This is a genomic window from Pseudomonas sp. GW822-FHT06B12 (genome assembly GCF_058799675.1).
The window spans coordinates 421938-445881 of sequence record NZ_JBXALR010000006.1; the positions used below are offsets into that span (position 1 = coordinate 421938).

General features: G+C 59.9%; 22 protein-coding genes. 8 read left to right on the top strand and 14 right to left on the bottom strand.

The features are described 5' to 3' along the window. Positions 1-139: 139 nt before the first annotated feature. Genes AC1RKH_RS16515 through AC1RKH_RS16525 form a run of 3 tightly spaced genes read left to right on the top strand, consistent with a single transcriptional unit; the run spans position 140 to position 2949 of the window. A complete protein-coding gene (locus tag AC1RKH_RS16515) occupies positions 140-1246 on the top strand; it encodes a GGDEF domain-containing protein (protein ID WP_493064008.1) in 1107 nt (368 codons plus the stop codon). Beyond that, positions 1239-2174, top strand: coding sequence for an iron-sulfur-binding ferredoxin reductase (locus AC1RKH_RS16520; protein ID WP_123425247.1), 936 nt, complete (start codon positions 1239-1241; stop codon positions 2172-2174). The genes AC1RKH_RS16515 and AC1RKH_RS16520 overlap by 8 nt, the downstream gene beginning before the upstream one ends. A gap of 28 nt (positions 2175-2202) precedes the next feature. Beyond that, entirely contained in the window at positions 2203-2949 is a 747-nt protein-coding gene (locus tag AC1RKH_RS16525; RefSeq protein WP_493064007.1) for an enoyl-CoA hydratase-related protein, read from the top strand. A gap of 44 nt (positions 2950-2993) precedes the next feature. On the opposite strand, the gene AC1RKH_RS16530 is transcribed toward AC1RKH_RS16525, so the two are convergent. Next, entirely contained in the window at positions 2994-4298 is a 1305-nt protein-coding gene (locus AC1RKH_RS16530; RefSeq protein WP_493064006.1) for an NHL repeat-containing protein, read from the bottom strand. Between the two features lie 253 nt (positions 4299-4551). After that, positions 4552-6003 (bottom strand): pyruvate kinase, encoded by a 1452-nt coding sequence (pyk, locus tag AC1RKH_RS16535; RefSeq protein ID WP_493064005.1) that lies wholly within the window; start codon positions 6001-6003, stop codon positions 4552-4554. 177 nt (positions 6004-6180) lie between these two features. On the opposite strand from pyk, the gene AC1RKH_RS16540 reads away from it, so the two are divergent. Together AC1RKH_RS16540 and AC1RKH_RS16545 are read left to right on the top strand one after the other, a co-directional pair. After that, positions 6181-6555 (top strand): tetratricopeptide repeat protein, encoded by a 375-nt coding sequence (locus AC1RKH_RS16540; RefSeq protein ID WP_493064004.1) that lies wholly within the window; start codon positions 6181-6183, stop codon positions 6553-6555. A gap of 407 nt (positions 6556-6962) precedes the next feature. Continuing rightward, on the top strand, positions 6963-7322 hold the full coding sequence (locus AC1RKH_RS16545) for a PilZ domain-containing protein (RefSeq protein WP_493064060.1): 360 nt from the start codon (positions 6963-6965) through the stop codon (positions 7320-7322). Positions 7323-7453: 131 nt separating this feature from the next. Here the strand turns inward: AC1RKH_RS16545 and AC1RKH_RS16550 are convergent, their stop codons facing one another. From AC1RKH_RS16550 to AC1RKH_RS16580, 7 genes are all read right to left on the bottom strand, one after another. Continuing rightward, positions 7454-7825, bottom strand: coding sequence for a DUF6124 family protein (locus tag AC1RKH_RS16550; RefSeq protein WP_493064003.1), 372 nt, complete (start codon positions 7823-7825; stop codon positions 7454-7456). 342 nt (positions 7826-8167) lie between these two features. Beyond that, positions 8168-9499, bottom strand: a complete 1332-nt coding sequence (locus AC1RKH_RS16555) for a DUF58 domain-containing protein (protein WP_493064002.1) — start codon at positions 9497-9499, stop codon at positions 8168-8170. 175 nt (positions 9500-9674) lie between these two features. After that, complete coding sequence (locus tag AC1RKH_RS16560) at positions 9675-10676, bottom strand: AAA family ATPase (RefSeq protein ID WP_123425262.1); 1002 nt, start codon at positions 10674-10676, stop codon at positions 9675-9677. Further along, positions 10673-11833: a DUF4350 domain-containing protein gene (locus AC1RKH_RS16565; RefSeq protein ID WP_493064001.1), complete on the bottom strand. Its 1161-nt coding sequence runs from the start codon at positions 11831-11833 to the stop codon at positions 10673-10675. Before AC1RKH_RS16565 ends, AC1RKH_RS16560 begins: the two co-directional genes overlap by 4 nt. After that, complete coding sequence (locus AC1RKH_RS16570; RefSeq protein WP_493064000.1) at positions 11830-13368, bottom strand: DUF4129 domain-containing protein; 1539 nt, start codon at positions 13366-13368, stop codon at positions 11830-11832. Before AC1RKH_RS16570 ends, AC1RKH_RS16565 begins: the two co-directional genes overlap by 4 nt. After that, entirely contained in the window at positions 13355-14335 is a 981-nt protein-coding gene (locus AC1RKH_RS16575; RefSeq protein ID WP_493063999.1) for a stage II sporulation protein M, read from the bottom strand. The genes AC1RKH_RS16570 and AC1RKH_RS16575 overlap by 14 nt, the downstream gene beginning before the upstream one ends. After that, a complete protein-coding gene (locus tag AC1RKH_RS16580; protein WP_493063998.1) occupies positions 14332-15057 on the bottom strand; it encodes an RDD family protein in 726 nt (241 codons plus the stop codon). The genes AC1RKH_RS16575 and AC1RKH_RS16580 overlap by 4 nt, the downstream gene beginning before the upstream one ends. A 173-nt stretch (positions 15058-15230) precedes the next feature. Between AC1RKH_RS16580 and sbcB the strand changes: the two genes are divergently transcribed. Continuing rightward, a complete protein-coding gene (gene sbcB / locus AC1RKH_RS16585) occupies positions 15231-16658 on the top strand; it encodes an exodeoxyribonuclease I (RefSeq protein WP_493063997.1) in 1428 nt (475 codons plus the stop codon). Positions 16659-16758: 100 nt separating this feature from the next. Here sbcB and mvaT read toward each other — a convergent pair whose 3' ends face one another. Then, the gene (mvaT, locus tag AC1RKH_RS16590) at positions 16759-17133 is read right to left on the bottom strand and encodes a histone-like nucleoid-structuring protein MvaT (protein ID WP_005790963.1); all 375 of its coding nucleotides are present in this window, start codon (positions 17131-17133) and stop codon (positions 16759-16761) included. 349 nt (positions 17134-17482) lie between these two features. On the opposite strand from mvaT, the gene purU reads away from it, so the two are divergent. Both purU and AC1RKH_RS16600 read left to right on the top strand, forming a co-directional pair. Further along, a complete protein-coding gene (gene purU, locus AC1RKH_RS16595; protein WP_123425268.1) occupies positions 17483-18331 on the top strand; it encodes a formyltetrahydrofolate deformylase in 849 nt (282 codons plus the stop codon). A gap of 80 nt (positions 18332-18411) precedes the next feature. Next, entirely contained in the window at positions 18412-18618 is a 207-nt protein-coding gene (locus AC1RKH_RS16600) for a hypothetical protein (protein WP_493063996.1), read from the top strand. 99 nt (positions 18619-18717) lie between these two features. On the opposite strand, the gene gpgF is transcribed toward AC1RKH_RS16600, so the two are convergent. The 4 genes from gpgF to AC1RKH_RS16620 all read right to left on the bottom strand — a co-directional run bounded on the left by gpgF (position 18718) and on the right by AC1RKH_RS16620 (position 23689). Then, complete coding sequence (gpgF, locus tag AC1RKH_RS16605; protein WP_493063995.1) at positions 18718-19713, bottom strand: glucosaminyl phosphatidylglycerol flippase; 996 nt, start codon at positions 19711-19713, stop codon at positions 18718-18720. Further along, positions 19710-20486 (bottom strand): N-acetylglucosaminyl phosphatidylglycerol deacetylase, encoded by a 777-nt coding sequence (gene gpgD / locus AC1RKH_RS16610; RefSeq protein ID WP_493063994.1) that lies wholly within the window; start codon positions 20484-20486, stop codon positions 19710-19712. Before gpgD ends, gpgF begins: the two co-directional genes overlap by 4 nt. Further along, positions 20479-21588 carry an N-acetylglucosaminyl phosphatidylglycerol synthase gene (gene gpgS, locus AC1RKH_RS16615; protein ID WP_493063993.1) on the bottom strand — a complete coding sequence of 370 codons (1110 nt, stop codon included), beginning with the start codon at positions 21586-21588 and terminating at the stop codon, positions 20479-20481. The genes gpgD and gpgS overlap by 8 nt, the downstream gene beginning before the upstream one ends. Before the next feature lie 211 nt (positions 21589-21799). Continuing rightward, positions 21800-23689: a methyl-accepting chemotaxis protein gene (locus AC1RKH_RS16620; RefSeq protein WP_493184046.1), complete on the bottom strand. Its 1890-nt coding sequence runs from the start codon at positions 23687-23689 to the stop codon at positions 21800-21802. Between the last annotated feature and the right edge of the window lie 255 nt (positions 23690-23944).

Here is a 23944-nt window from a genome sequence, read left to right on the forward strand (position 1 = left end):
GGCAGCTCCTACGGGGCGCTGGTGTACGATCTATTGCCCAAAAATTGAATGGTCATTCTTGAGGTGCAACACTAAAGTTACATCTGGAATTTCAGGGCAGGACACTCTTGTCAGCCCCCTCTGTACGGTGAGTCAACGATTGGCCCATAACGCTCTCCAGAGTCTGTTGCTCAAGCGCTTTATTCTGGCGGCGGGCACCTATGCGCTGGCGTTATTGCTGCTGTGGCTGGCGATACTCAGTGGACATTATCAAGGGCCGGTGCGCGGCGCGCTGATCGGTACAGTGCTGGTGATGCTCAGCCAGTCGGTGTTGTTCGCGGTGTTTTTCACCGGGCGCAATCTGCGCTTTGCCGACCCCAGCCTGACTGAAGTTCAGGTACTCCTGGGGCTTGGCTGGCAGACCTGGCTGATCGCTCACCTGGACTCGGCCCGTGGCGCCTTTCTGGTGTTTTACCTGTTGATTCTGTTATTCGGCCTGTTCCATCTACCGCGCCGGGCCTTTGTCCGATGTGCGGTATTGGTTTTTATCAGCTTTGCGAGCCTCAACCTCTGGGAAGGCTATCACTTCGAACTGGCTGATCCGGCGCTGGCGGCGCTGCAAGTCTGCGTGTTGTTCATCGTGCTGGTCTGGCTGGCGCTGTATGCCAACTACGTTCAGACCTCGCGGCAACGCATGCGCCAGCGACGGTTTGCCTTGCAGGCGCACCAGGTAACGTTGCGCGGGATGATGCGCCAGCTTGAAGACCTGGTGGCCACCGACGAACTCACCGGGCTGTTCAACCGCCGGCATTTTCTACGCCTGGCCTCACGCGAACTGCACAGCATGGAAGAGGGCGTGGTGCATGGCCTGGCGCTGGTTGACCTCGACCATTTCAAACGCATCAATGATCGGCATGGCCACGCAGCCGGCGACCAGGTTTTGCAAGCGTTCGCCGCCGTCGCCACGGCCTGCCTGCGCGAAGACGATGTACTGGCGCGCTACGGCGGCGAGGAATTTGTGTTGTTGCTACCCGATTGCGATCCCGAGCGCCTGACCTCCTGTTGCGAGCGGCTGCGCATTGCCTTTACCGAAGTCGAGTTGATCGGCCTGAATGTGCGCGACCTGAGTTTGTCCGCCGGTATGACCTTGCTGGAACCGGGTGACAATCTGGATGACGCCTTGCAGCGTGCCGATCAGGCGCTTTACCGCGCCAAGCGTGACGGTCGCAATCGCTGCGCCGCGGCCTGGGAAAACGCCGATGCCTGAATTACGTGTTGGCGATCGTCAGTGGTCGGTGGCGGAGGGCAGCAACCTGCTCGATGCCTTGAACCAGAACGGTATGCACGTGCCTTACAGCTGTCGGGCCGGCAGTTGCCATGCGTGCCTGGTGCATTGCCTTAAAGGCGAGGTCAGCGACCGGCGTCCCGATGCGCTGAGCGCCGAGCAGCGTCAACAAGGTTGGCGCCTGGCCTGTCAGTGTGAAGTCGTCGACGACCTGCAAGTGGCGGTGTTCGATCCACTGCGTGACGGTTTACCGGCCACTGTCGAGGCTGCCGATTGGTTGAGTCCCAGTGTGTTGCGCCTGCGTTTGCGGCCTGAGCGCCCCTTGCGTTATCAGGCCGGTCAGCATCTGGTGCTGTGGGCCGGCAACGTGGCGCGGCCGTATTCACTGGCCAGCCTGCCGCAGGAAGATCGTTTTCTGGAGTTTCACCTCGACTGCCGCTTGCCGGGTGAATTCAGCGATGCGGCGCGCCAGTTGAACATCGGCGACCCGATCCGTCTGGGCGAATTGCGTGGCGGCGCATTGCATTACGACCCCGATTGGCAAACCCGGCCGCTGTGGCTGCTGGCGGCTGGCACCGGGTTGGGGCCATTGTTCGGCGTGTTGCGTGAAGCACTACGTCAGGATCATCAGGGTGAGATCCGCGTCATTCACCTGGCCCATGATGCCAGCGAGCATTACCTGGCCAAACCCTTGGCGGCGCTGGCGGCGAACCGTCCCAACCTGAGTATCGAGTTACTGACGGCGGCAGAGCTGACAGCCGCTTTGGCGCAATTGCGCCTTGTTTCCCGGCAAACCCTGGCTTTACTCTGCGGGCACCCCGACAGTGTCGACGCCTTTGCCCGACGCCTGTATCTGGCGGGGCTGCCGCGCAATCAACTGTTGGCCGATGTATTCGTGCCTCGCGGTTGAACGCGAAATCACTTTCACGAGACTCACCATGACGAACGCCATCCTGCTGGAGCGTGAGCGCGGGCTGCTGACCTTGCGCCTGAACCGCCCGGACAAGAAAAACGCCCTGACCCGCGCCATGTACAGCCAGTTGGCGGACGCCCTGCAACAGGCCGACGCTGACCCCGAGATCAACGCCATCCTGATCACCGGCAGTAGCGAATGCTTTACCGCCGGCAACGACATCGCCGATTTTCTCGAAGAGCCGCCGAGTGATCTCGCAAGTCCAGTGTTCCAGTTCATGCGCAGCCTGCTGGAATGCCGCAAACCGGTGATCGCCGGCGTGGCCGGCGCTGCTGTGGGCATCGGCACGACCCTGCTGCTGCATTGCGATCTGGTGTACATCAGCGCGGACGCGAAGTTGCGCATGCCGTTCGTCAACCTCGGGCTGTGCCCGGAGTTTGGTTCGAGCCTGATCCTGCCGCGCTTGCTGGGGCAGGCCAAAGCCGCCGAATTGTTGCTGCTGGGCGAGGGCTTCAACGGTGAACAGGCCGCCGCCTGGGGCATCGCCACCGCCGCGCTGCCCACTGGCGAGGCCGCGTTGGCCAAGGCGCGAGAGATAGCGCTGCGTTTCGAAACACTGGCGCCGGAAGCGGTACGCATCAGCAAACAGCTGATGAAAACTCCTGACCGTGAACAGCTGCGCAAAGTGATCGAGGAGGAGGGCAACCTGTTTATCCAGCGGCTGCACTCGCCGGAAGCGATTGCGGCGTTGTCGGCATTTGTCCGTCGGTAGCAAGGCAACCCTTCGGCAGGCGGAGGGTTGCCTTTGAGGGGCGCCTATCCCTGCGCGGCATTCAAGAAGCGGGCAACGACGGCGGCGGTGCTGAACGGAGCTGAATCACCTACGACCAGGATCTTCCCGTCGCTTTGAAGGGTCATGGCATTTGCGATGGGATATGCATCTTCAAAAGTGATGTGGACCCAACCGGCACCGTGTCCGAAATCCAGATCCAGTGTTCCGTCACTCAGGTAGCGCGCGACGCCAAAACCGGCCTTGCCGGTTTTTGGCAGCCATCTGCCCGAGGCGATGATTTTCCCTTCTGATACGCCGACACCGAAAAACATCAGACCGCTCTCTTCTTCAAAGGCTTGAATCAGGATCTTCCCGTCATTGAACCCAGGGTCTGGTTGGCCATCATTTGCAAAGCAGGCCAGCACGCCACGACGAGGTGTATGAGAGTGGCTCCAACCCGCGACAATCACTTGCCCTTCGGGAAGAGTAGACAACGCCATGAACTCGAAACTATGTTCCGTGATCGCGAAGCCGTCTTTACCAAAAGAGGTGTCGAAGCTGCCATCCTCATTGAGGCGAGTGACCATGCCATCACCCTTCAGTGTTCCGCACACGGTGATTTTTCCGTTCTGCACCAGAACATCGTTGATGGTGCTGTTGCCCCAATATTGATTGGTAACGGCTACATAGCCGCTCTTGTTGAAGCTGGTATCAAAAGAGCCATCGGGGTGCAGGCGGCTCAAGATCGCTACCGAGGCAATCCATACCGGCGAACGCACCTGTGTCACGACATAGATCTTGCCCTGTGCATGTACGGTGCAATGTCCCTGTGTTTGCGCGTCATGACTGGCGTGCATGATCGCAGCGTCCTGCTCGAGACTGCTGGCAACGTGGGTGGGTAGTTTGATCGTCAATTTTCCACCGATCCCGAAGCTCTGATCCAGGCGTCCATCGTTGTGCAGACGAGCCAGCACGTTTTCGCCTTTTATCAAATCAATCCCGGACAACAGGACTTTTTCTTCACCGTTGTGATGCAAAAAATGAATCTGACGCAAGGCAGCATTTTGTTCGGGCGCAAAGGGGATGAACACTTGCCCGTTATTGCCGAATGCAGGATCAAGGGTGCCGTCTTTCAGCAGTCGGGACAGGATGAACTTATTTTTTTGTTCCCGCTCGGGATCGGCGCTCCCGCCGACGTAAATTTTACCGTCAGGGCCTTCGGCTATGCAGCGGCCTGTTGCATAGTTGCTGGAGGAGTATCTTAAAACCACTTTGCCATCGTGCTTCTCGCCGAATGCGGGATCAAGGTCACCAGCGGCGCGAGCGGTCAGTGCTGTGTATTGGCTCATCGTTCTATTCCTTTAATTGGAGTGAGTTATCCGTCGAGAGCTGCCAATGACAGGCCGTAACAGCCAAGCGTGAGAAAGCCTTGATAACAGCGATAGCAGAAGGTCGAGATCGATTAAAGGGGCAGGGCAGAAGAACTGTCTACTGTCATATCTGACAGGTGAGAACCGGTGAAATCACCTATCTGACTGGTTTGAAACGAAAAAAGCCCCGCAGCGTTAACTGCGGGGCTTTTGCGTTTCAGCGATCTGAAACTCAGACCATCTTGTCGCCAACGTGCAGGATCTTCATGCCGTTGGTGCCACCGATGGTGTGGTAGCTGTCGCCCTTGGTCAGGATGACCCAGTCGCCTTTCTCGACCACGCCGAGTTTGAGCAACTCGTCGATCGCGGCCTGGCTGACTTGCTCGGGCGGCAACGATGCCGGGTCGAACGGTACGGTGTAGACGCCACGGAACATGGCCGCGCGGGCCTGGGTTTCGCGGTGCGGGGAGAACGCGTAGATCGGCACCGAAGAACGAATGCGCGACATGATCAACGGCGTGTAGCCACTTTCGGTCAGGGCGATGATCGCCTTCACACCCGGGAAGTGGTTGGCGGTGTACATGGCGGCCAGCGCGATGCTCTGGTCGCAGCTTTCGAACACTTTACCGATGCGGTGGCTGGAGGTTTTGCTGGTCGGGTGCTTTTCAGCGCCGATGCAAATCCGCGCCATGGCCTCGACCGCTTCGAGCGGGTACTGGCCGGCGGCGCTTTCTGCCGAGAGCATCACGGCGTCGGTGTAGTCGAGCACGGCGTTGGCCACGTCGGACACTTCAGCGCGGGTTGGCATCGGGTTCTGGATCATCGACTCCATCATCTGGGTCGCGACGATCACCGCTTTGTTGTGGCGGCGTGCGTGCAGGATGATCTTCTTCTGAATCCCCACCAGCTCGGCGTCGCCGATTTCCACACCGAGGTCACCACGGGCGACCATCACCGCGTCGGAAGCCTTGATCAGACCGTCGAGGGTTTCGTCGTCGGCCACGGCTTCGGCGCGTTCGATCTTCGCCACCAACCAGGCAGTACCGCCGGCCTCGTCACGCAGTTTGCGGGCGTATTCCATGTCGGCGGCGTCACGCGGGAAGGACACCGCGAGGTAGTCGACTTCCATTTCCGCGGCGAGCTTGATGTCAGCCTTGTCTTTTTCAGTCAGGGCCGGGGCGGTCAGGCCGCCACCGCGACGGTTGATGCCTTTATGGTCCGACAGCGGGCCGCCGATGGTCACGGTGCAATGCAGTTCGGTGGCGGTGGCGGTATCGACGCGCATCACCACGCGGCCGTCGTCGAGCAGCAGCTCGTCGCCCACGCCGCAATCCTTGACCAGGTCCGGGTAGTCGATGCCGACCACTTGCTGGTTGCCTTCGGTCAGCGGATGGCTGGTGGAGAAGGTGAATTGATCACCGATCTTCAGCTCGATGCGCTTGTTGGCGAACTTGGCGATACGGATTTTCGGGCCTTGCAGGTCACCCAGCAGGGCAACGAAGCGGCCGTGCTTGGCGGCGAGGTCGCGCACCAGCTTGGCGCGAGCTTTGTGCTCGTCCGGGGTGCCGTGGGAGAAGTTCAAGCGGGCGACGTCCAGGCCAGCCAGAATCAGCTGTTCGAGAACTTCCGGCGAGTTACTGGCCGGGCCAAGGGTAGCGACGATTTTGGTACGACGGACGGTCATGCAGAGACTCCTGAGTTCAAGCGCTGAGTGAGGCTACTATGGTCTGCGGTTGTAGTCATTGTTCGTTTGCACTACTTATTATTCGTTTGTTTTCGTTATTCGCTTGTTTCTTTAAACGAACAATCCTGAAGATTTCCACCAACGGGTCGATACAGAGCTCAAGACAGGAGAACCCCCATGCGATTCGTGCTCATTGCCGCCCTTGCCCTCAGTGCCGTGGGCTGCACCCGTTGGTCTATGGACCATCATTTGAACAACGCCTACCGCGCCTATGACCGTGGCAACTGCGAGGACGCGATGCTCGAATTGTCCCAGGTCGACCGCGCCAGCCGGGCGCGGCGCTATATACAGCCGGAAGTGTCGATGCTGCGCGGCCAGTGCCTGGAACGCCAGAAGCTCTACGTGGATGCGGCCCAGACCTACCAGTTCATCATCGCCCAGTACCCGGACAACGAATACGCCTACCGTGCCCGAGCGCGCCTGGAAACCTTGCAATCGCTGGGCTGGTACCCGCCGCGCAGCAGCGCCAAAAGCATGCCCGCGCCTTTGTAACAAAGGCCGGGTAAGTGCCTGATGCCAGTCAGTTAAGCGAACACAAGGCAAAAATCGAATGTGGGAGCGAGCCTGCTCGCGATAGCGGTGTGACAGTAACCATTGATGCCGAATGTAAAACCGTCATCGCGAGCAGGCTCGCTCCCACTCTGGATTTGCTTCGTTTTACGGAGTGTATTTCCTTAACTGACGGGCATTAGTGTGCGCGCGCCAGCCTTGAGCTAATCTTCGATTAGCGCGTTTTAGAATGTTCAACCTAAACGCGGTAACACCCGTGAACGGCAGCGGTAAAGCGAGCGTGCCACAGTGACGTTCGCACCAGGATCGGGGACAGCGCACCTGCCACAGGTCCGTTGCGAAGTAGTAGTGCGGCTCTGCTTAAGGGCCTTTCCATGGCGATACTCAGCATGTTCACCGACCGCCGGATCGAGCGGCATCAACTGCCGTATTTTCTGAGAGTGTTCAACAGCGTCACCGACAAACCCGTCGGCTTTATCGGCAGTCTCTCCGAAGATGGTCTGATGCTCATCTGCCCATTGCCGATGATGGTCGGCGCAGCGTTTGAGCTGCGCCTGAAAATTCCCGCCAGCGAGGGCATTTTGCAGGTGATCGACCTGCGCGCCTGTTGCCTGTGGTGCCATGAAGACGCCACCCCCCAGCATTACGACGCCGGTTTCGAGGTGCAACGCGCACCGCCCGAATATGGGCAACTGGTGAGCGCCTTGCGACAGTACTTCAGCTTTTATCCGCTGCCGGCTTCGGTTTAAGCCTTATCTGCAAATCGGAAGATCAAAAGATCGCAGCCTTCGGCAGCTCCTACACGGTATAGGCTGCGATCATTTGATCTTGATTTTCGGCATTCCCGGCACTGGCAAAAGATCGCAGGCTGCGCCAGCTCCTACGCGGTTTCAGGTGGATCGAGGTGATCCAGTGCGCGATTCACCGCCAACTCGGCCAGAGAAATCATCTGTTGAATCGCCAGTGCGGTATTGCGCTTGGGACCGTCGAGGTCGAATGCCAGATCGCTGGCCATGACGTTGGCCGAGGCGAGGGTTTCGCTGGCATGGGCCAGCAGGGTTTCGCTGTCGACGTCGGGGGCGATGACGAAAATGCAGCTGGGACGTCGGTCGGCCAGCAATTGTTTGGTTTCAGGCAGTACCAGGTAATGATCGAGCGCACGGTGCGCGGCGGCGTGGAGCTCTTTCGAGTCGAGGGAGGCGTAGGGGGAAACGGGGTCTGTTTCGGGGGGATTCGGTGTGGCTTTGAACATTTTATTACTTCCTTTTAATGGGGCTGCCACCGATTCGCGACTAAACGAATGGGGTGGCGGCTGTACGCAGGTTAGTCGACCGGGGAAGTAAGAAGCCGGCGCGCCCGAGGGCGCCCTGCGCACAGCCACCATAACGTGCAGGGATGGGAATACCTGACGGGATGATGCCTGTGCACCTTACTTACAACCACGGGCGACTAAACCCGATCGCTGATGGGCAGCGACAGGACTCACGTTAGCCGTGGCGGACAAGGCGCACAAGCCGGCGGATTCTGGCGGATCTGTAGGCTGCGGCGCAAGGATTTGTAGCCTCAGGCCGGTCATGTGGTTGTGGTGAGATCTTTAGAGCACCCCGGCTTTCTTCCAGCTCAAATACTGCGTCACCAGTTCAGCGCCCAGTTCACGAGGCCGCACATCCAGCACCGGCACGCCATGAGCACTCAAGCGCTCATGGCGTTCGGCCCTGGCGTTCAAGTAGTCCACCGTGCCGCAATAGGCGAGGGCTTCGTCGAGGGTGTGCACCGGCATTTGCCGCACCGTGTCGAGCACCTCTTCGCGCAAGCTCGCCACCAGCACCCGGTGTTGTTTACCAATGCGTTTGACGGCGCTGAGCAATTCTTCATCGTCTTCATCGCGCAGGTTGGTCACCAGTACCACCAGCGCCCGACGTTTTTGCCGGGCGAGTAACTGGCTGGCGGCGGCCTGGTAGTCGGCGGGGCGCTGGCTGCTGTCAAGGTCATAAACGGCATTGAGCAACACGTTGAGCTGGCCGCTGCCTTTGACCGGGGCGAGGTAGCGTTGTCGATCGCCGGCGAAGGTGCAGAGGCCCACCGCATCGCCCTGACGTAACGCCACGTAGCTGAGCAGCAGGCAGGCATTGAGCGCATGGTCGAAATGCGCCAGTTCACCGTCCTGGCTGCGCATCCGGCGGCCGCAGTCGAGCAGGAAGATGATTTGCTGGTCGCGCTCGTCCTGGTACTCCCGGGCAATTGGAGTGCGCTGGCGGGCGGTGGCTTTCCAGTCGATCTGCCGCAGGCTGTCGCCTTCGCGAAACTCACGCAACTGATGAAACTCCAGACCCAACCCGCGACGCTGGCGCTGGCGGACGCCGAGCTGGCTGAGCCAGTTGTCGACGGCCAGTAACTGCGCGCCATACAGACGGGCGAAATCCGGGTAGACGCGGGTGCTGTCGCTGACGTTCAGGTAGCGTCGGGCGGACCATAAACCGAATGGGCTGGGCAGGTTGATTTCGCAGCACTCGAAGCCGAAATGGCCGCGCCGCAGAGGGTGCAGGCGGTAGCTGAGCTGGCTGTGTTGGCCGGGTTGCAGTTCGACCGATTGCGGCAGGTGTTCGAAGCTCAGACCGTCGGGGACGTGGTCGAACAGTTGCACCTTCAGTGGCTGCGAATAGTCGTGCGCAATCTCCACATAGACTTCACCCCAGCGCCCAAGCGCAAGACTGCCGGGCATCTGGCGTTGCACCCTGGGCGAAGGCAGGCGCATCAGCCGAACGGCATCGAGCAGCGCCAGCAGTAACAACGCCAACAGCAAACCCCAGTTGATCGACAGCAGGCTCGGCGCAACGCTGACGCCCAGCGCCCGGAGTGTGCCGAGCACGATACTCAGGCCGAGCAGGGCGGCGAGCCAGATCAGCAAGAGGCGGGTGGGTTTCATCTTTCGCAACCCTGTGACTCGTTGAAGGGATCATGCACACGGAAGATCAAAGGATCGCAGCCTGCGGCTGCTCCTACGCCGACCGTATTACGGTGGCCTGCGCGATCCCGTAGGAGCTGCCGCAGGCTGCGATCTTTCCCGGCGTCCCACTGAACCCGAGCCAAACGGCTATCCCTCATATCCTCGGCGCCGGAACCTGATCGAGCAGTTGCTTGAGCACTTGATCGACCTCCAGCCCTTCGATGTCCAGCTCCGGGGCGATTCGCACGCGATGGCGCAGCACGGCCAGCGCGCAGCCTTTGATGTCGTCCGGAATCACGAACTCGCCACCGCGCAGCAACGCCCGTGCCCGGGCTACCCGCACCAGCGCGATGCTGGCCCGTGGGCCGGCGCCAAGGGTCAGGCCGGGCCAGCTGCGAGTGGTGCGCGCCAGGCGTACCGCGTAGTCCAGCACCTGTTCGTCCAGCGGCAGGTCGCTGGCGATCCGTTGCAAGGCCAGTACATCCTTGGCTTGCAGGACGGTACGCAGCGGTTGCACGTCGAGCATGTCGGCGCGGGTCGAGCGGCTGACCTGACGGACCATGTTCAGCTCCTGATCGGCGTCGGGGTAGTCCATGCGCACCTTGAGCATGAAACGGTCGAGCTCCGCTTCGGGCAGGGGGTAAGTGCCTTCCTGTTCGATCGGGTTTTGCGTCGCCAGCACCATGAAAGGTTGCGCGATGGGCAGGGCGCGGCCTTCGAGAGTGACCTGGCGCTCCTGCATGGCTTCGAGCAGTGCCGCTTGGGTTTTCGCCGGTGCGCGGTTGATTTCGTCAGCCAGCAGCAGGTTGGTGAACAGCGGGCCCTTGCGCAATTTGAACTGCTCGGTTTGCAGGTCGTACACCGCATGCCCGGTGACGTCGCTGGGCATCAGGTCCGGGGTGAATTGAATCCGCGCGAACTCGCCACCGAAGCAACGAGCAAGCGCTCGTACCAGCAAGGTTTTGCCCAGCCCCGGAACGCCCTCGAGCAGCACATGGCCGCCGGCAATCAGCGCGGTGAGCACATCGTCGATCACCGTGTCCTGGCCGATGACAGCCTTTTGCAACTCAAGGCGCACGGCTTGCGCGAGTTGGCTGGCGCGCTGGCGCTGTTGGGCGGCGTGGGTCTGGCCGACGGGCTCGATAGGTTCATTCATAAGGCATTCCTGAGAGTTTGCAGGTGGGCGACCTGACGGCTGAAGTCGGCGCTGGAGAGCCGCTGTCTGGACCGTGGGCTGAGTGCCTGGCTGATGGCGCGGGTCGGTTGACCGGTCAGGCGTGCGAGCACCTGCCATTGTTCGGCAACGCCGAGTTGTTCGAAGCCCGGGTGACGATGTCGGGCCCGGCGCAACACGTCGTGTTGCAGGCCAAGCAGCAGATTGTCCTGGCCGCCGCGCCGCAACATGAAGTCAGCGCTGGCGCGCAAGTGCTCCTGAAGTTGCCGGCGGTTTTTGGGTGTCGGTGCCTGCAAGGGTCCCTGGCGTAACCCGACATGCCAGATCCACAGGCCCGTCAACGCGGCGAGCGCCACCAGTGCCTGAGGGAAATAACGCAGCAGCAAGGTCAGCACGTTGTCGTGATCAATATTGAAGAGCAGGGTCACGCCCGTGTCCGAATACAGATACCAGAGCAGCCAGGCGTTGTCGTATTGACCGATGTTCGGGGTTTTCCACAGTTCGGCGTCGGTGACCACCGTGATGGAGCCCAGGCCGTAGCTGAGTTGCATCATGTGGGTGGTCAAGGCGCTGTTGGCCCAGGACTGGGCGAGGTTTTTCGGGTCGTCGAGATGAAACTGCGGGTCGAAGCTGGCATAGGCCGGGGCGTCTTCGTCTTCGAGATAGAGTTTGGTCAGGTTCGGGTAAGGATCTGCTTCGGCATCGGGCGGTGGGTTGCCAAGGTCTTTGCTCATGGATTGATGCAGTTGCACCTGGTCGAGCAGCAAGTCGCCACTTTTACCGGTTTTTTCATCCCACAAGGCTTCGGCCACGAACAGCAAACGTCCACCGGCGCGGGTCCAGTTCAGCACTTGATCGGCCTGGCGCGGGGTCATGTTGGCGCGATCGCCGAGCAGTAACAGGCTGTGCTGACGCGGTTCCAGCAGCGGCAAAATGTCCAGGCTGTTGGCGTGAGTCACCGTCAGCCCTTGTTTACGCAAGAAGTGTTCGGCCGCCAGATATGGGTTGGCTCGGGCTTCGGGGGAAGGGCCGTGGTCGATGACTTCCTGGTAGGGAGTGGCCTGCTGGTACAGATAAACGCCCAATGCACCGAGCAGCCCGGCGATCAGCAGGCCGAGGGTCAGCATTCGCCGGTTCAACGCGTGGCTCCCGGGCCGAACAACGCTCGCCACTCATTACACAGTTCCTGTTGCAGGTGCACTGGTGGCAGGCGATGCCCGTAGGCCATGTTCTGCCAGTGCACGGTCAATGTGTTGCTGAAGGCTTGCAGGGCCGGTTGTTGCAACTGCTGGACACGTTCCAGCACCTGGCCCTCGGTGTCGGCGGCTTTGAGTGGCAGATCGAAATCGTGCAGCAAACGGCTGAGCAGTGCTCGATAGAGCAACCCGAGGGCTTCACGAGGCTGGGTCAGCCAAAGGTTTTCAACACTGGCGGCGATATCGTCTGGCAGGGTTTCGCGGTTGAGATCAAGGCCAAACAATTGCGGCGGCGTCGGGTGGGCGGGCCTAGTGCGCGGTTTTGGCTGGCGACTGACAAAGGTCTGTAGCCAGTCGCGGTAGCGCCAGATCAGCAGCGCGATGGCGCCGATGACGCTCGCCCACAGCAGCACCTCGATGACTTGCGCCAGATTGGCGAAACGCTGACTGTCGAACAGTGCGAAAAACGCTTTGAGCCAACCCGGTGTTTCAGCGTTGGCGGGTTGATCGGGCTGTTCTTCACCGAAGCGATAGTGGGTGACGGTCTGCGGATTCTTGAACGGTGGCGCGTCGAGTATGGCTTTGATGCTGTTGCTGGCGGCCTGGCTGGTCAGCGGTTGCTGGAGCAGGCGCGGGCTGTCCGGGGCGTCGACGGGTTCGGCGGCCCAGAGTGGCTGAGCTGCGGGTAGCCACAGCAACCCGACCATCAGCAGGCTGGCCGCGACGCTGCTCAGGCGTTGGCGCAGGCGGCGGAACACCAGTTCGATATCCCAGGCTTCGAGCCGGGTGCGACGGTTCAGGTACAAGCTGAAACCGCAGGCGACATAGATCGGTTCCCAGACGATCAGGATCAACGCGTAAAGCGCATTGATCAGGTGGTCCAGCCAGAGCCAGTCTTGCTCGGTGGCGGCGATCAGCGTTTGCCAGTCCCAGTCCAGTTCGATTTGCGCGGGCAGCAATAGATAGAACAGCACCATCAGACCGATCCACAAGGCAGCTTCCAGATGAGCGCCGATCAGCGTCATCCAGCGTGCGGCGCCAGCATCGCGTTGTTGCAGCACGGCCAGGCGCTGCTGGCGTTCCAGGCCGCTGAGCCCTTCAAGTTGTACGACCGGCATGATGAAGCTGCGGCTCAGGCCAAGGCGGCGCCAGGTCAGGCTGGCCAGTAACTGTGGTTTGAGCAGGCGTGGCCATTGGCGCAGCGCCTGCTTCAAGGTCGGGGTTTCGCCGAACAGGGCGCTGGAGAGGATGTACAGCGGTAGTCGTTCGAAGGCCGGTTTCAACCACCAGAACAGCAGCACGGCCATCGTGGGCGAGTCCCACAGCAACAGGCTCAGCAGGGCAAAAACCGGCAGCGTGACGATGGCCCAACTGGTCATCAACAGGCGGCGATGTTGCTGGCTCAGCAGAACGCCGAGGTCCATGGCTTCCCAAGTGGTACGAGGGCGAATGACCACGCTGGCGTCAGTCAGGCGCATGGCGTGTGCGTCCGGCAAATATCAGGTAAATCGCCACCACCAGCCAAAGGACCACGCCCACCAGGTATTTGATCAGCGGCGCAGGTCCGGTACGGGATGACCAGTAGGCTTCGATGAACGCGGCAATCAGCAGAAACAGCATGACGCCGCAGATCATCGATACGCTTTTGCGCGCCGCCAAACGCAGCGCTTCACCGCGTGGCAAACGGCCGGGAGCGATCAGCGCCCAGCCCAGTTGCAGGCCTGCCGCACCGGCCAGGGCGATGGCGCTGAGTTCGAAGGCGCCGTGGCCGACGACGAATGACCAGAAGTTTTCCCCGTAGCCGATGTGCGTCAGATGGCCAGCAACCGCACCGATCATCAAGCCGTTGAAGAACAGGAAAAACACGCTGCCCAGGCCAAACAGCAAACCGCTGGCGAAGGTCTGAAAGGCGATGCCGATGTTGTGCATGATGTAGTAACCGAACATCACCCAGTCATCACTGGCGGCACGTTCCGCCGCGCGCCCCAGGTGACCGGCCATCGGGTCGTACATGCTTTGCATCTCGGCAACCTGTTCGACCGGGATCAGGCTGTAGACCAGCTCGGGGAACCGGTACACCAGCAGACCGATGCCGATCAGCGAGCCGAAAAACAGCAGGCTGGCGACCAGTACAAAGGGCCATTGCGCTCGGACCAGTCGAGGGAAGTCGGCAAGGACAAAGGCCAGCAGCTGGGCGCCGACCCGGCTGCGATACCGATAAAGTTGTTGGTGTCCACGCAGTACCAGCTGTTGCAAGGGGTCGATCAGAAAGCTGCTGTAGCCGCGCTCCTGGGCCAGTGCGAGGTGCTGGCATAGCCGTCGATAATCCTTGGGGAACGAGGTGAAGCCATTGGCGTCGGCTTTACCGCGCTCGAGCAGATCGAGCCGTTGGGCAAATCGATCCCACTCAGGTTGATGGCGACTTTCGAAAAGGCTCTGTTTCATGTCGGCCCCAGCAGACCGCGAGCGATGCCATTGAGTTCGGCGACCGCGTGGGACGGTGCAACGTGGAGCGGCTCGGCCAGGATGGCGGCCAGCTCATTGACCCGCTCGCTGGAAAGCTCCGCCTGACGCTCGGCGAAACCCAGCACCGCGCGTTGCTCATTGAGGGTCAGCGCAAAAGACGGGGGCAGCGCCAGGGCCAGCGGTATCTGTGGTCGGGTGACCGGTTGCTCGCGGTAGATCACCAGCGTGCCGGCGGCAATATCGCCCAGCCGTTTGAAAGTCGGATGCTGCAGGCAACTGATGGCACCGAGGGCGTAGCCAAACGGCAGCATGTCGACGAACCGCAACAGATTGCGGATCAGTGAGGCCGACCAGCCAATGGGCGTTCCATCGTCATGCACGACGCGCAACCCCATCAGCTGTTTACCGGGCGAGCAGCCCTGGTTGAGGACTTCGAACAGCACCATGTACCACCAACTGACCAGAAACAGCAGCACCGAGCCCAACCCGACGCCGAGTTTCCCCAGAAAGGCCAGGGCAATGAACAGCAGACCCAGCACCAGCCCGCGTACCCCAAGGTCGACGGTAAATGCCAGTACACGGGGCATCAACCCGGCAGGTCGCAGAGGCAGATCGATGCCTTCCGGCGTTTCAACCTGATACCGCGTGTCCAGTGGCGGGGGCAGCGTTGCTTTCCTTGGCAGTGCTGAAGTCTTGCGCATGAGCAACCTGATGGTCGGATTCAATACGGTTTCGATGCTAGCAGCCTTCGTAGAGCAAACGACATAACTATGTATGACAAGGTATCAACGAGAAATGCTTGAATAGCAAGATTGCTGGTCGGCGCCGCGCTTGAGCGCCTAGACTTCGCCCGTCTCAAGTTCAGGAACGCCCCGTGACCTCCATCTTCTGGTACGACTACGAAACCACTGGCATCACACCGCGCTGCGACCGTCCGCTGCAAGTGGCCGGGATTCGCACCGACTTTGACCTCAACGAGATCGACGAGCCAGTCAATCTCTACTGTCAGCCGAGCGACGATATCCTGCCTCACCCGGCGGCGTGCGTGATTACCGGCATCACTCCCGGCCGCCTGGCAGAACAGGGCCTGAGTGAGGCCGACTTCATGACCCGGGTGCATGCGCAGCTCGCGGCCCCCGGAACCTGTGGTGCCGGTTACAACACCTTGCGCTTCGACGATGAAATGACCCGTTACAGCCTGTACCGGAATTTCTTCGACCCGTATGCGCGGGAGTGGCAGGGCGGCAACAGTCGCTGGGATTTGATCGATGTGGTGCGCGCGGCGTATGCGTTGCGCCCCGACGGTATCGTCTGGCCCGAGGAGGACGGCCGCGTCACGTTGAAACTCGAACGCCTGACCGCCGCCAATGGCATCGACCATGGTCAGGCCCACGATGCGTTATCCGACGTGCGCGCGACTATTGCCCTGGCGCGGTTGATTCGCGACAAACAGCCGAAACTCTACGACTGGCTGTTCAAACTGCGCAGCAAGCAGAAAGTCATGGATCAAATCCGTCTACTGCAACCGATGGTGCATATCTCCGGGCGTTTCTCGGCCGCCCGCAGTTATGTGGGTGTGGTCCTGCCGCTGGCCTGGCACCCGCGTAATCGCAATGCATTGATTGTCTGCGACCTGCATCTCGACCCTCAGGGGCTACTTGACCTGGACGCCGAAGCCTTGCGTCAGCGTTTGTATACCCGCCGTGAGGAACTGGCCGAAGGCGAGTTACCGGTGCCGCTCAAACTGATTCACATCAATCGCTGCCCGGTAGTGGCGCCGTTGTCGGTGTTGCGCGGTGAAGACCAGCAACGATTGCAATTGGACATGGCGCTATATCAGACACGGGCGCTGCGGCTAAGTGACGCACAAGAAGTGTGGCGAGATAAAGTTCTGGCGATTTATGCCAGTGAGGATTTCACGCCAAGTGAAGACCCTGAGCAACAGTTATACGACGGCTTCATTGGCGACCGCGATCGGCGTTTATGTGAACAAGTCAGAGCGGCTGACCCGATGCAATTGGCACAAGAGCAATGGCCGTTCGATGATGAACGTCTGCCGGAATTATTATTTCGTTATCGCGCACGTAACTTTCCCTACACGTTGAATGACGAGGAACACGAGCGCTGGAGATTATTCTGTCAGCAACGTTTGTCAGACGCGCGATGGGGGGCGCCCAATACCTTGCAGGGGTTTAATGAGGCGATGACAGAGTGGTCACTTAGTGCTACAGCGATTCAGCAGCAGGTACTGGACGAGTGGCGTGAGTATGCCGACGCATTACGCAAACGTTTGGACCTTTGAAATACTCTGTACAAATGCCCGAATGCCGGACATAAAAAAACGCCAGCGGATGCTGGCGTTTTCTGGTGTTCGCAAATGAACCTGCGAAGCGGGTTGCGGCTTAGCCCAGCAGGGTAGCCCAGCCTTCAACCACGTCACCGCCCCACTTGGCTTTCCACTCTTTCAGAGTCTTGTGGTTGCCACCTTTGGTTTCGATGACTTCGCCGTTGTGCGGGTTTTTGTATTGTTTAACTTTGCGAGCACGCTTGGTGCCGGTAGTTTTTACAGCGCCGCGTGGCGCTTTAACTTTGGATTCCGGATCCAGCAGGGCGATGATGTCGCGCAGGGACTTGGAGTATTCGCCCATCAGGGTGCGCAGTTTGCCTTCGAATTCCAGCTCGGTTTGCAGTTTGTCGTCTTGGGACAGGTTCTTCAAACGGGCTTGCAGCTCTTTGATAGCTTCTTCGGTGGCGCGGTATTCGTTGATCAAGGACATGGGGACTACCTTATGTTAGGCGCTGGATGACAGGGGACAGTGGCGCAATAATAGTCAGGGTGTTTCACCAAGTAAACATTTAAGCGGGTTTTTATTTAATTTAATTAGAGTGTTTAGCGCAAAAGCCTCACTCGCTGTTAAAACTTGTCAGGGTTTCATCACAGATACACACAAATGCCTGCTTGCGTATTTTTCCCAAGAACATTGTTGAACGTTCAGGCGCAGCCAATCGGAATGGCGAGGCGGTGCTCGCGACCCTGATACGTTGTGCTGGACGTCAGGAGTACTGCAGTTTTGCTGCGCAATCGCTAGAATGGCGGCCTTTGCGAAGTTCTGGAGTTTTCCCCCCATGCGCACTTTTCGGCTAGTGATTGCTTGCCCGGACCGCGTCGGTATCGTTGCTAAAGTCAGTAACTTTCTGGCGTCACACAATGGCTGGATCACTGAAGCGAGCCATCACTCGGACAATCTCAGTGGCTGGTTTTTCATGCGTCACGAAATTCGTGCCGATTCGCTGCCATTCGGCCTGGAGGCGTTTCGTGAGGCCTTTGCGCCGATCGCCGAAGAGTTTTCGATGAACTGGCGTATCACCGACACCGCGCAGAAAAAGCGCGTTGTACTGATGGCCAGCCGCGAGTCTCACTGCCTGGCCGACTTGCTGCACCGCTGGCACAGCGACGAACTGGACTGCGAAATCTCCTGCGTGATTTCCAACCATGACGACCTGCGCAGCATGGTCGAGTGGCACGGCATTCCTTACTACCATGTGCCGGTGGACCCGCAGAACAAAGAGCCGGCATTTGCCGAAGTCTCGCGCCTGGTCAAACAGCACGACGCCGAAGTCGTCGTGCTTGCACGTTACATGCAGATCCTGCCACCCGAGTTGTGCACCGAGTACGCCCACAAGGTCATCAACATTCACCACAGCTTCCTGCCATCGTTCGTCGGTGCCAAGCCGTACCACCAGGCTTCGATGCGTGGCGTGAAGCTGATCGGCGCGACCTGCCACTACGTGACCGAAGAGCTGGACGCGGGTCCGATCATCGAGCAGGACGTGGTGCGCGTCAGCCACAGCGACAGTATCGAAGACATGGTGCGTTTCGGCCGTGACGTCGAGAAAATGGTGCTGGCCCGTGGCCTGCGCTATCACCTGGAAGATCGCGTGCTGGTGCATGGCAATAAAACCGTAGTGTTCTGATTGCCGAGTACCTGTTGAAAAAACAAGGGCCTGAGCGTTCAATCGCTTCAGGCCCTTTTTTTCAGAGTGAGGTAGGGGAGATGGCTGAGCCACTGGATAAAGCGACATCCAAAGCGCCCGCGACCTTGGGCGAGGGCTGCTTGAGTCGGTACGATCCGGATGAGCTGAGCCCTGAAGACGGCACGGAGTTTCCTGGCGCCGCGCAGTTGTGGGAGCAGTTGAAGCCAGACGTTGACGATGAAACTGCGAGCCCTGAAAAGATTCCGAGCACAACGCATAACCCGTAGCAGCAGGCTACGCCAGCTGCTACGGATTGCGTACATCCGCCCCCGTAGGAGCTGCCGAAGGTTCGGGCCGCGTTCGGACGATCTTTTGAGGATTCACCCCTAAGCTTCTTTGAACTTCATCAGTTTGTTCAGCAGAGGTTTGCCGGCCATCAGCAGGAACACCGGTGCGCCGGCCAGCAAGTAGAAGTAATAGGTCATCGCTCGCCAGATCAGAATCGCTGCCGCCGCCGTCGATTTCCCCACCATGGGGGCCAACAGCGCCGCCGACGTCAATTCCGCCGCTCCGGCACCACCCGGCAGCAGGCTGAACTGCCCGGCGCTGAGTGACAGCATCTGGATCAAAAAGCTCCAGGCCCACTGGAGATCCGTGCCCAGCCCCCGCAAGGCCAGATACAACACGCTGTAGCGCAGTAACCAGTGCACGCAGGTCAGTGCAAATACCATGATCAGTGTGTGAACAGGCAACTTGAGTGTGTCCGTGAAGGCCGCGAGAAAGCGCAGCAGCTTGCGTGCCCAACGGCGCCGGGTGGCAGCGTTGAGCTTGAAGTGCTTGAGCACGCGACCGCTGAGGCGAATCAGCAGACGATGGTAGCGTGCCACTACCACGCAACTGAACAGGCCGCCCACCATAGAAATGGCGCTGAGCGTCAGCATCCACTCCAGATTCTGACTCAGGTGCTGAAACAGCGCATACACCACAATGGCGATCAGCGCGCAGAGAAAGAACAACAAATCGCTCAACTGGTCCATGGCGAACACCGCGCTGCCATGTGCCGGGCGCACGCCATTGCGTGCCAGCAGGGCCATCAGCGTCAGCGGCCCACCGCCGCCGCCAGGAGTCGCGCAAATCGCAAATTCGGTGGACATCACCACCCCAAGGCTTTTCAGGCGACCTATCCGGCTGCGCTGTTTACCCAGCAACAAGCGTAAGCGCACTGAATTGATGAGCCAGCAGAGCAGGATCATTCCCGGCATCGTCAGCAAAAATGTCAGCGGAAAGTGCTGCAGTCGTGGCCATAGTTCACTTGCGCCCAGCAACAGGGGGATCAGCACTGCGCAGAGCAGGGCTGCGACCAGCCATAGGACGCGACTCATGCGGCGCTACTGACCCGAGCGTTTTGCGTGCGCAGCCACTGGGCTTTGGTCATTGGCCCCCGGCCGTCATTGAGCAAGCGTTCAAGGGTGTGCAGCCAGTAAGTACGGGAGAACTCATGGCGGATGTCCACCGGGTGTACGCCCAGGCGAATCACCGGGGCGTGCTGCCAGCGCAGTTCGCGTTGAACGCTGACAATCTTCGACGCCCCACGACGCCAGGCACTGCGCGCGCTCCAGACCAGGCCAGGGGCGTTGATCCGGGAGAAGTCCGGCAGGCGATACAGATGCTGCGGATCACTGGTGTAGCTCAGCGGTAACTGGCGCAGGGCTTGACGCGTGCCTTCGCTCATCAGCCAGGCCGGTGCAACAAAGCCCTCCAGTGGCCAGTCGTAACGGCTGAACAATTCGATCCCGGCGAGCAGGCGGGCGAGCGCAGCCGGTTGCGAAAGGCTGTAGAACTCGCCTTCATGGGTGTAGACCCGGCGCATGAACCAGTCACGGGGGCGCGCTGTCAGCGGGCTGTCATCGCAATGGTAATAACCGTGCAGCACCAGTTCATCGCCGCGCTCAATGCGGCGGGTCAGCACGCGTCGCAAACCTGGATGGGCATCGAGGTTGTTGTGTTTGTGGAAGTCGGGAACGACCAGCCACGTCATCGGCACCTCGCCGAGCGCGTCCACCGCCGCGACAAACGGCTGATAGTCGGCCCAGGTTTGCGGGGTGACGTCATGTAGCACCAGTAGCAGGCTGGGCGTGTTCATGGGTTCAGCCATTGGCCAGCAGCGGCAACGTGTCGCCGAGGACTGCGTGATAGTGGCCCAGCAGGCTGTTGACCACAGAGTCCCAGGCGTAATGCTGTTCGACGTGTCGGCGGGCGTATTGGCCGAGATCGTTAGGTTGTGCGAACAGTTCGCGGACAGCGTTGGCCATCGCCACTGGATTGTTGGGGGCGCAGAGTACGCCGCAGTGCTCGTTGATGGTTTCGTTGAAGGCGCCAGCCGCCACTGCGACCACCGGAATGCCACAGGCCATGGCTTCGAGAACGACCAGACCAAAGGTTTCCTGATCGCCTGCGTGCAGCAAGGCATCGGCGCTGGCCATCAGCCGGGCCACCTGTGATGCAGGGCAGAACTCATCGACCAGCGTGACGTTATCCGGTACCTGTGCCGGCATCGAGGAGCCGACCAGCAACAGGTGATAGCGGTTTCCCAGACGCTTCATGCAATTGAGCAGAACGGGAATGTTTTTCTCCTTGGAACCTCGCCCGGCAAAAATCAGCAGTCGAGTGTCTTCGGCGATCTTGAGCTTCGCCCGCAGATCCGGGTCACGGGCGTCTGGATTGAAGGTTTGCAGGTCCACGCCCAAGGGCTGGACGTAAACGTTTTTGACCCCAAGCCCCATGAGCTTGTCGGCCATGATCTGGCTTGGCGTCAGTACCCGATCAAAATTACCGTACAACTTGCGGATATAAGCTTCGACATTCGGCGTGACCCAGTTGCCCACACGGTTGCTCGCCAAATGCGGCAAGTCGGAGTGATAGAAACCAATCACTGGAACGTCCAGTTCGCGCCGCGCATCCAGAGCGGCCCAGGCTGTCAGGTAAGGATCGCCGACTTCTATCAGGTCCGGTTGCAGGTCGTGCAGGGCATTGCGCCAGGGCGCCAGTCGAAGAGGGAAGCGATAGCCTTTGCCGAAGGGCAGGGCTGGAGCAGGAACCTTATAAACGCCGTCGTGCTCGCTCGGATGCGCCCCCGGGATCAGCAAGCTGTGACGAATCCCTGGCTTGCGGCCCAGACGACGGTGCTTGGCATCCAGATAGGTGCGCACGCCACCGCTGGCCGGTGCGTAGAACATGGTGATGTCAGCGATATGCACGATGACCCTCCCGTCTATCCGTTGTTCTCCTTAGGGTTGACCCTTATGAAGAATAGATGTTCGGTTGGGGATGTGTGGCGGGGTGTCGGTGAGGTTTTGTGGTGTTTGGCAGACCGCTATCGCGAGCAGGCTCGCTCCCACATGGATCTTTGTCGCGCTGGAGATCCACTGTGGGAGCGAGCTTGCTCGCGATAGGGCCTTCAAGGGCGCGTCAGATTCTGAAACTACCCACCAACTGCTTCAACCGCGCCGCTTGCTGCTCCAGATCGGAACAGGCACGCAGCGTCGACTGCAGGTTTTCCACGCCTTCCTGATTCAGGGTGTTGATCTCGGTGATGTCGACGTTGATCGATTCCACCACGGCGGTTTGTTCCTCGGTGGCGGTGGCCACCGACTGGTTCATGCCGTCGATCTCGCCGATGCGCAGCGTCACGCTGTTCAGGCGTTCACCGGCGAGGTTGGCAATCTCCACGCTGTCCTGGCTGTGACGCTGGCTGTCGCTCATGGTGCTGACCGACTCGCGGGCGCCGACTTGCAGCTCCTCGATCATGGTCTGCACTTGCTGCGCCGATTCCTGGGTGCGGTGCGCCAGGTTGCGCACTTCGTCGGCAACCACGGCAAAACCACGTCCGGCTTCACCGGCCCGTGCTGCTTCAATCGCCGCGTTGAGCGCCAGCAGGTTGGTTTGCTGGGAGATGCTGGTGATTACTTCGAGAATCTGCCCGATGTTCACGGTTTTGCTGTTCAGCGACTCAATGTTGGTGCTGGAGGCGCTGAGCATGCTCGACAGCTGATTCATCGCCGCGATACTGCGATCGACCACTTGCTGACCGTCTTCGGCCAGGCTGCGGGCATCGCTGGCCTGGTGCGAGGCCTGCGCCGCGTTGCGGGCGATCTCCTGAGCAGCAGCGCCCAACTGATTGATCGCGGCCGCGACACTGTTGGTTCGGCTCGATTGTTCGTCCGAGTTGAGCATCGACGAGTTCGATGCGCTGACGACTCGCAGTGCAACTTCGTTGACGTGCTCGGTCGCCGACGACACTTCGCGGATCGAACCATGGATACGCTCGACGAAGCGGTTGAACGCGCTGCCCAGGATGCCGAACTCGTCCTGGCTCTGGATGGTCAGGCGGCGGGTCAGGTCGCCTTCACCGTCGGCAATGTCCTGCATCGCGCGGGTCATGACGTGCAGTGGCTGGATCAGGATGCGGATCAGCATGCCGAGCAAGGCGATGATGATTGCCACGGCAATGATCGTGGCAATGATGGCCGAGGTGCGGAAACTGCTGAGCATCGCGAAGGCTTTGTCTTTGTCCACCGACAGACCGACGTACCAGTTGACCGATGGCAGGCCTTTGATCGGCGTGAAGGTGACGATACGGGTTTTGCCGTCGACCTCGACTTCACTGATGCCGCCGCTGATGCGCGGGGTGTTCTTCGGGTAAGCCTCGCTGAGGGACTTCATCACCATGGCTTTGTCCGGGTGGACCAGGATCTTGCCATCGGCGCTGACCAGGAAGGCATAGCCCATGCCGCCGAAGTCACGCGCGGTCAGGGTGTCGATCAGGGTTTGCAGGCTCAAGTCGCCGCCGACCACACCAATGCTTTGCCCGGCTTTTTTCGAGGCGGTGGCTATGGAAATGATGGTCTGGCCGGTTGCCGCGTCTATATAGGGTTCGGTCAGGGTGGCGGTGCTGCTGTTTTCAGCGCCTTTGTACCAGGGGCGAACTCTGGGGTCGTAGCCGTCCGGCATCTTGGAGTCCGGGCGGTTGATGAAGGTACCGCTGGCATCGCCCAGGTACCTGGCCATGAAGGTCGACGCCAGGGCATTCTGCTCAAGCAGGCTGGCAACGTTGCTGTGTTCGGGGTTGAGAGCGATGTTCTGGGCCAGGTTTTCCACCATGAGAATCCGTCCGGCGAGCCAGGACTGGATATTGGAGGAAGTGACATCGCCCATCTCATGCAGGTAATTGTCCAGGTCCTGGCGAATCGCGTTGCGCTGTAAATAGTCGTTGTACAGCGTGAACGAAGCGAAGGCGGCAATGACGATGAGGGCGGCGGCAAGCAGGATTTTGTGGCTGAAGCGCAGGTTTTTGTTCATGGCTTGTGGTGTCCGCTAAGGTCATATTTGTTGGGGCGTGTTGCGTTGAAAAGCGCGCGCAAAATGGGCGCTGTCGCACGTAAGCTGATATTTCCGTCTGTCCTTAAGGAATTATCGGACCTGATTTTCAGTCTGGTCTCTTGCTTGTATCTATCGGCTGCGCAGGACTAAAGCTTAGGGGCTTGAAATCGGCGACGCGACAGGCGGCCAAAAAGCGAAAAATCGCAGCCTTCGGCAACTCCTACGCGAGTGGGC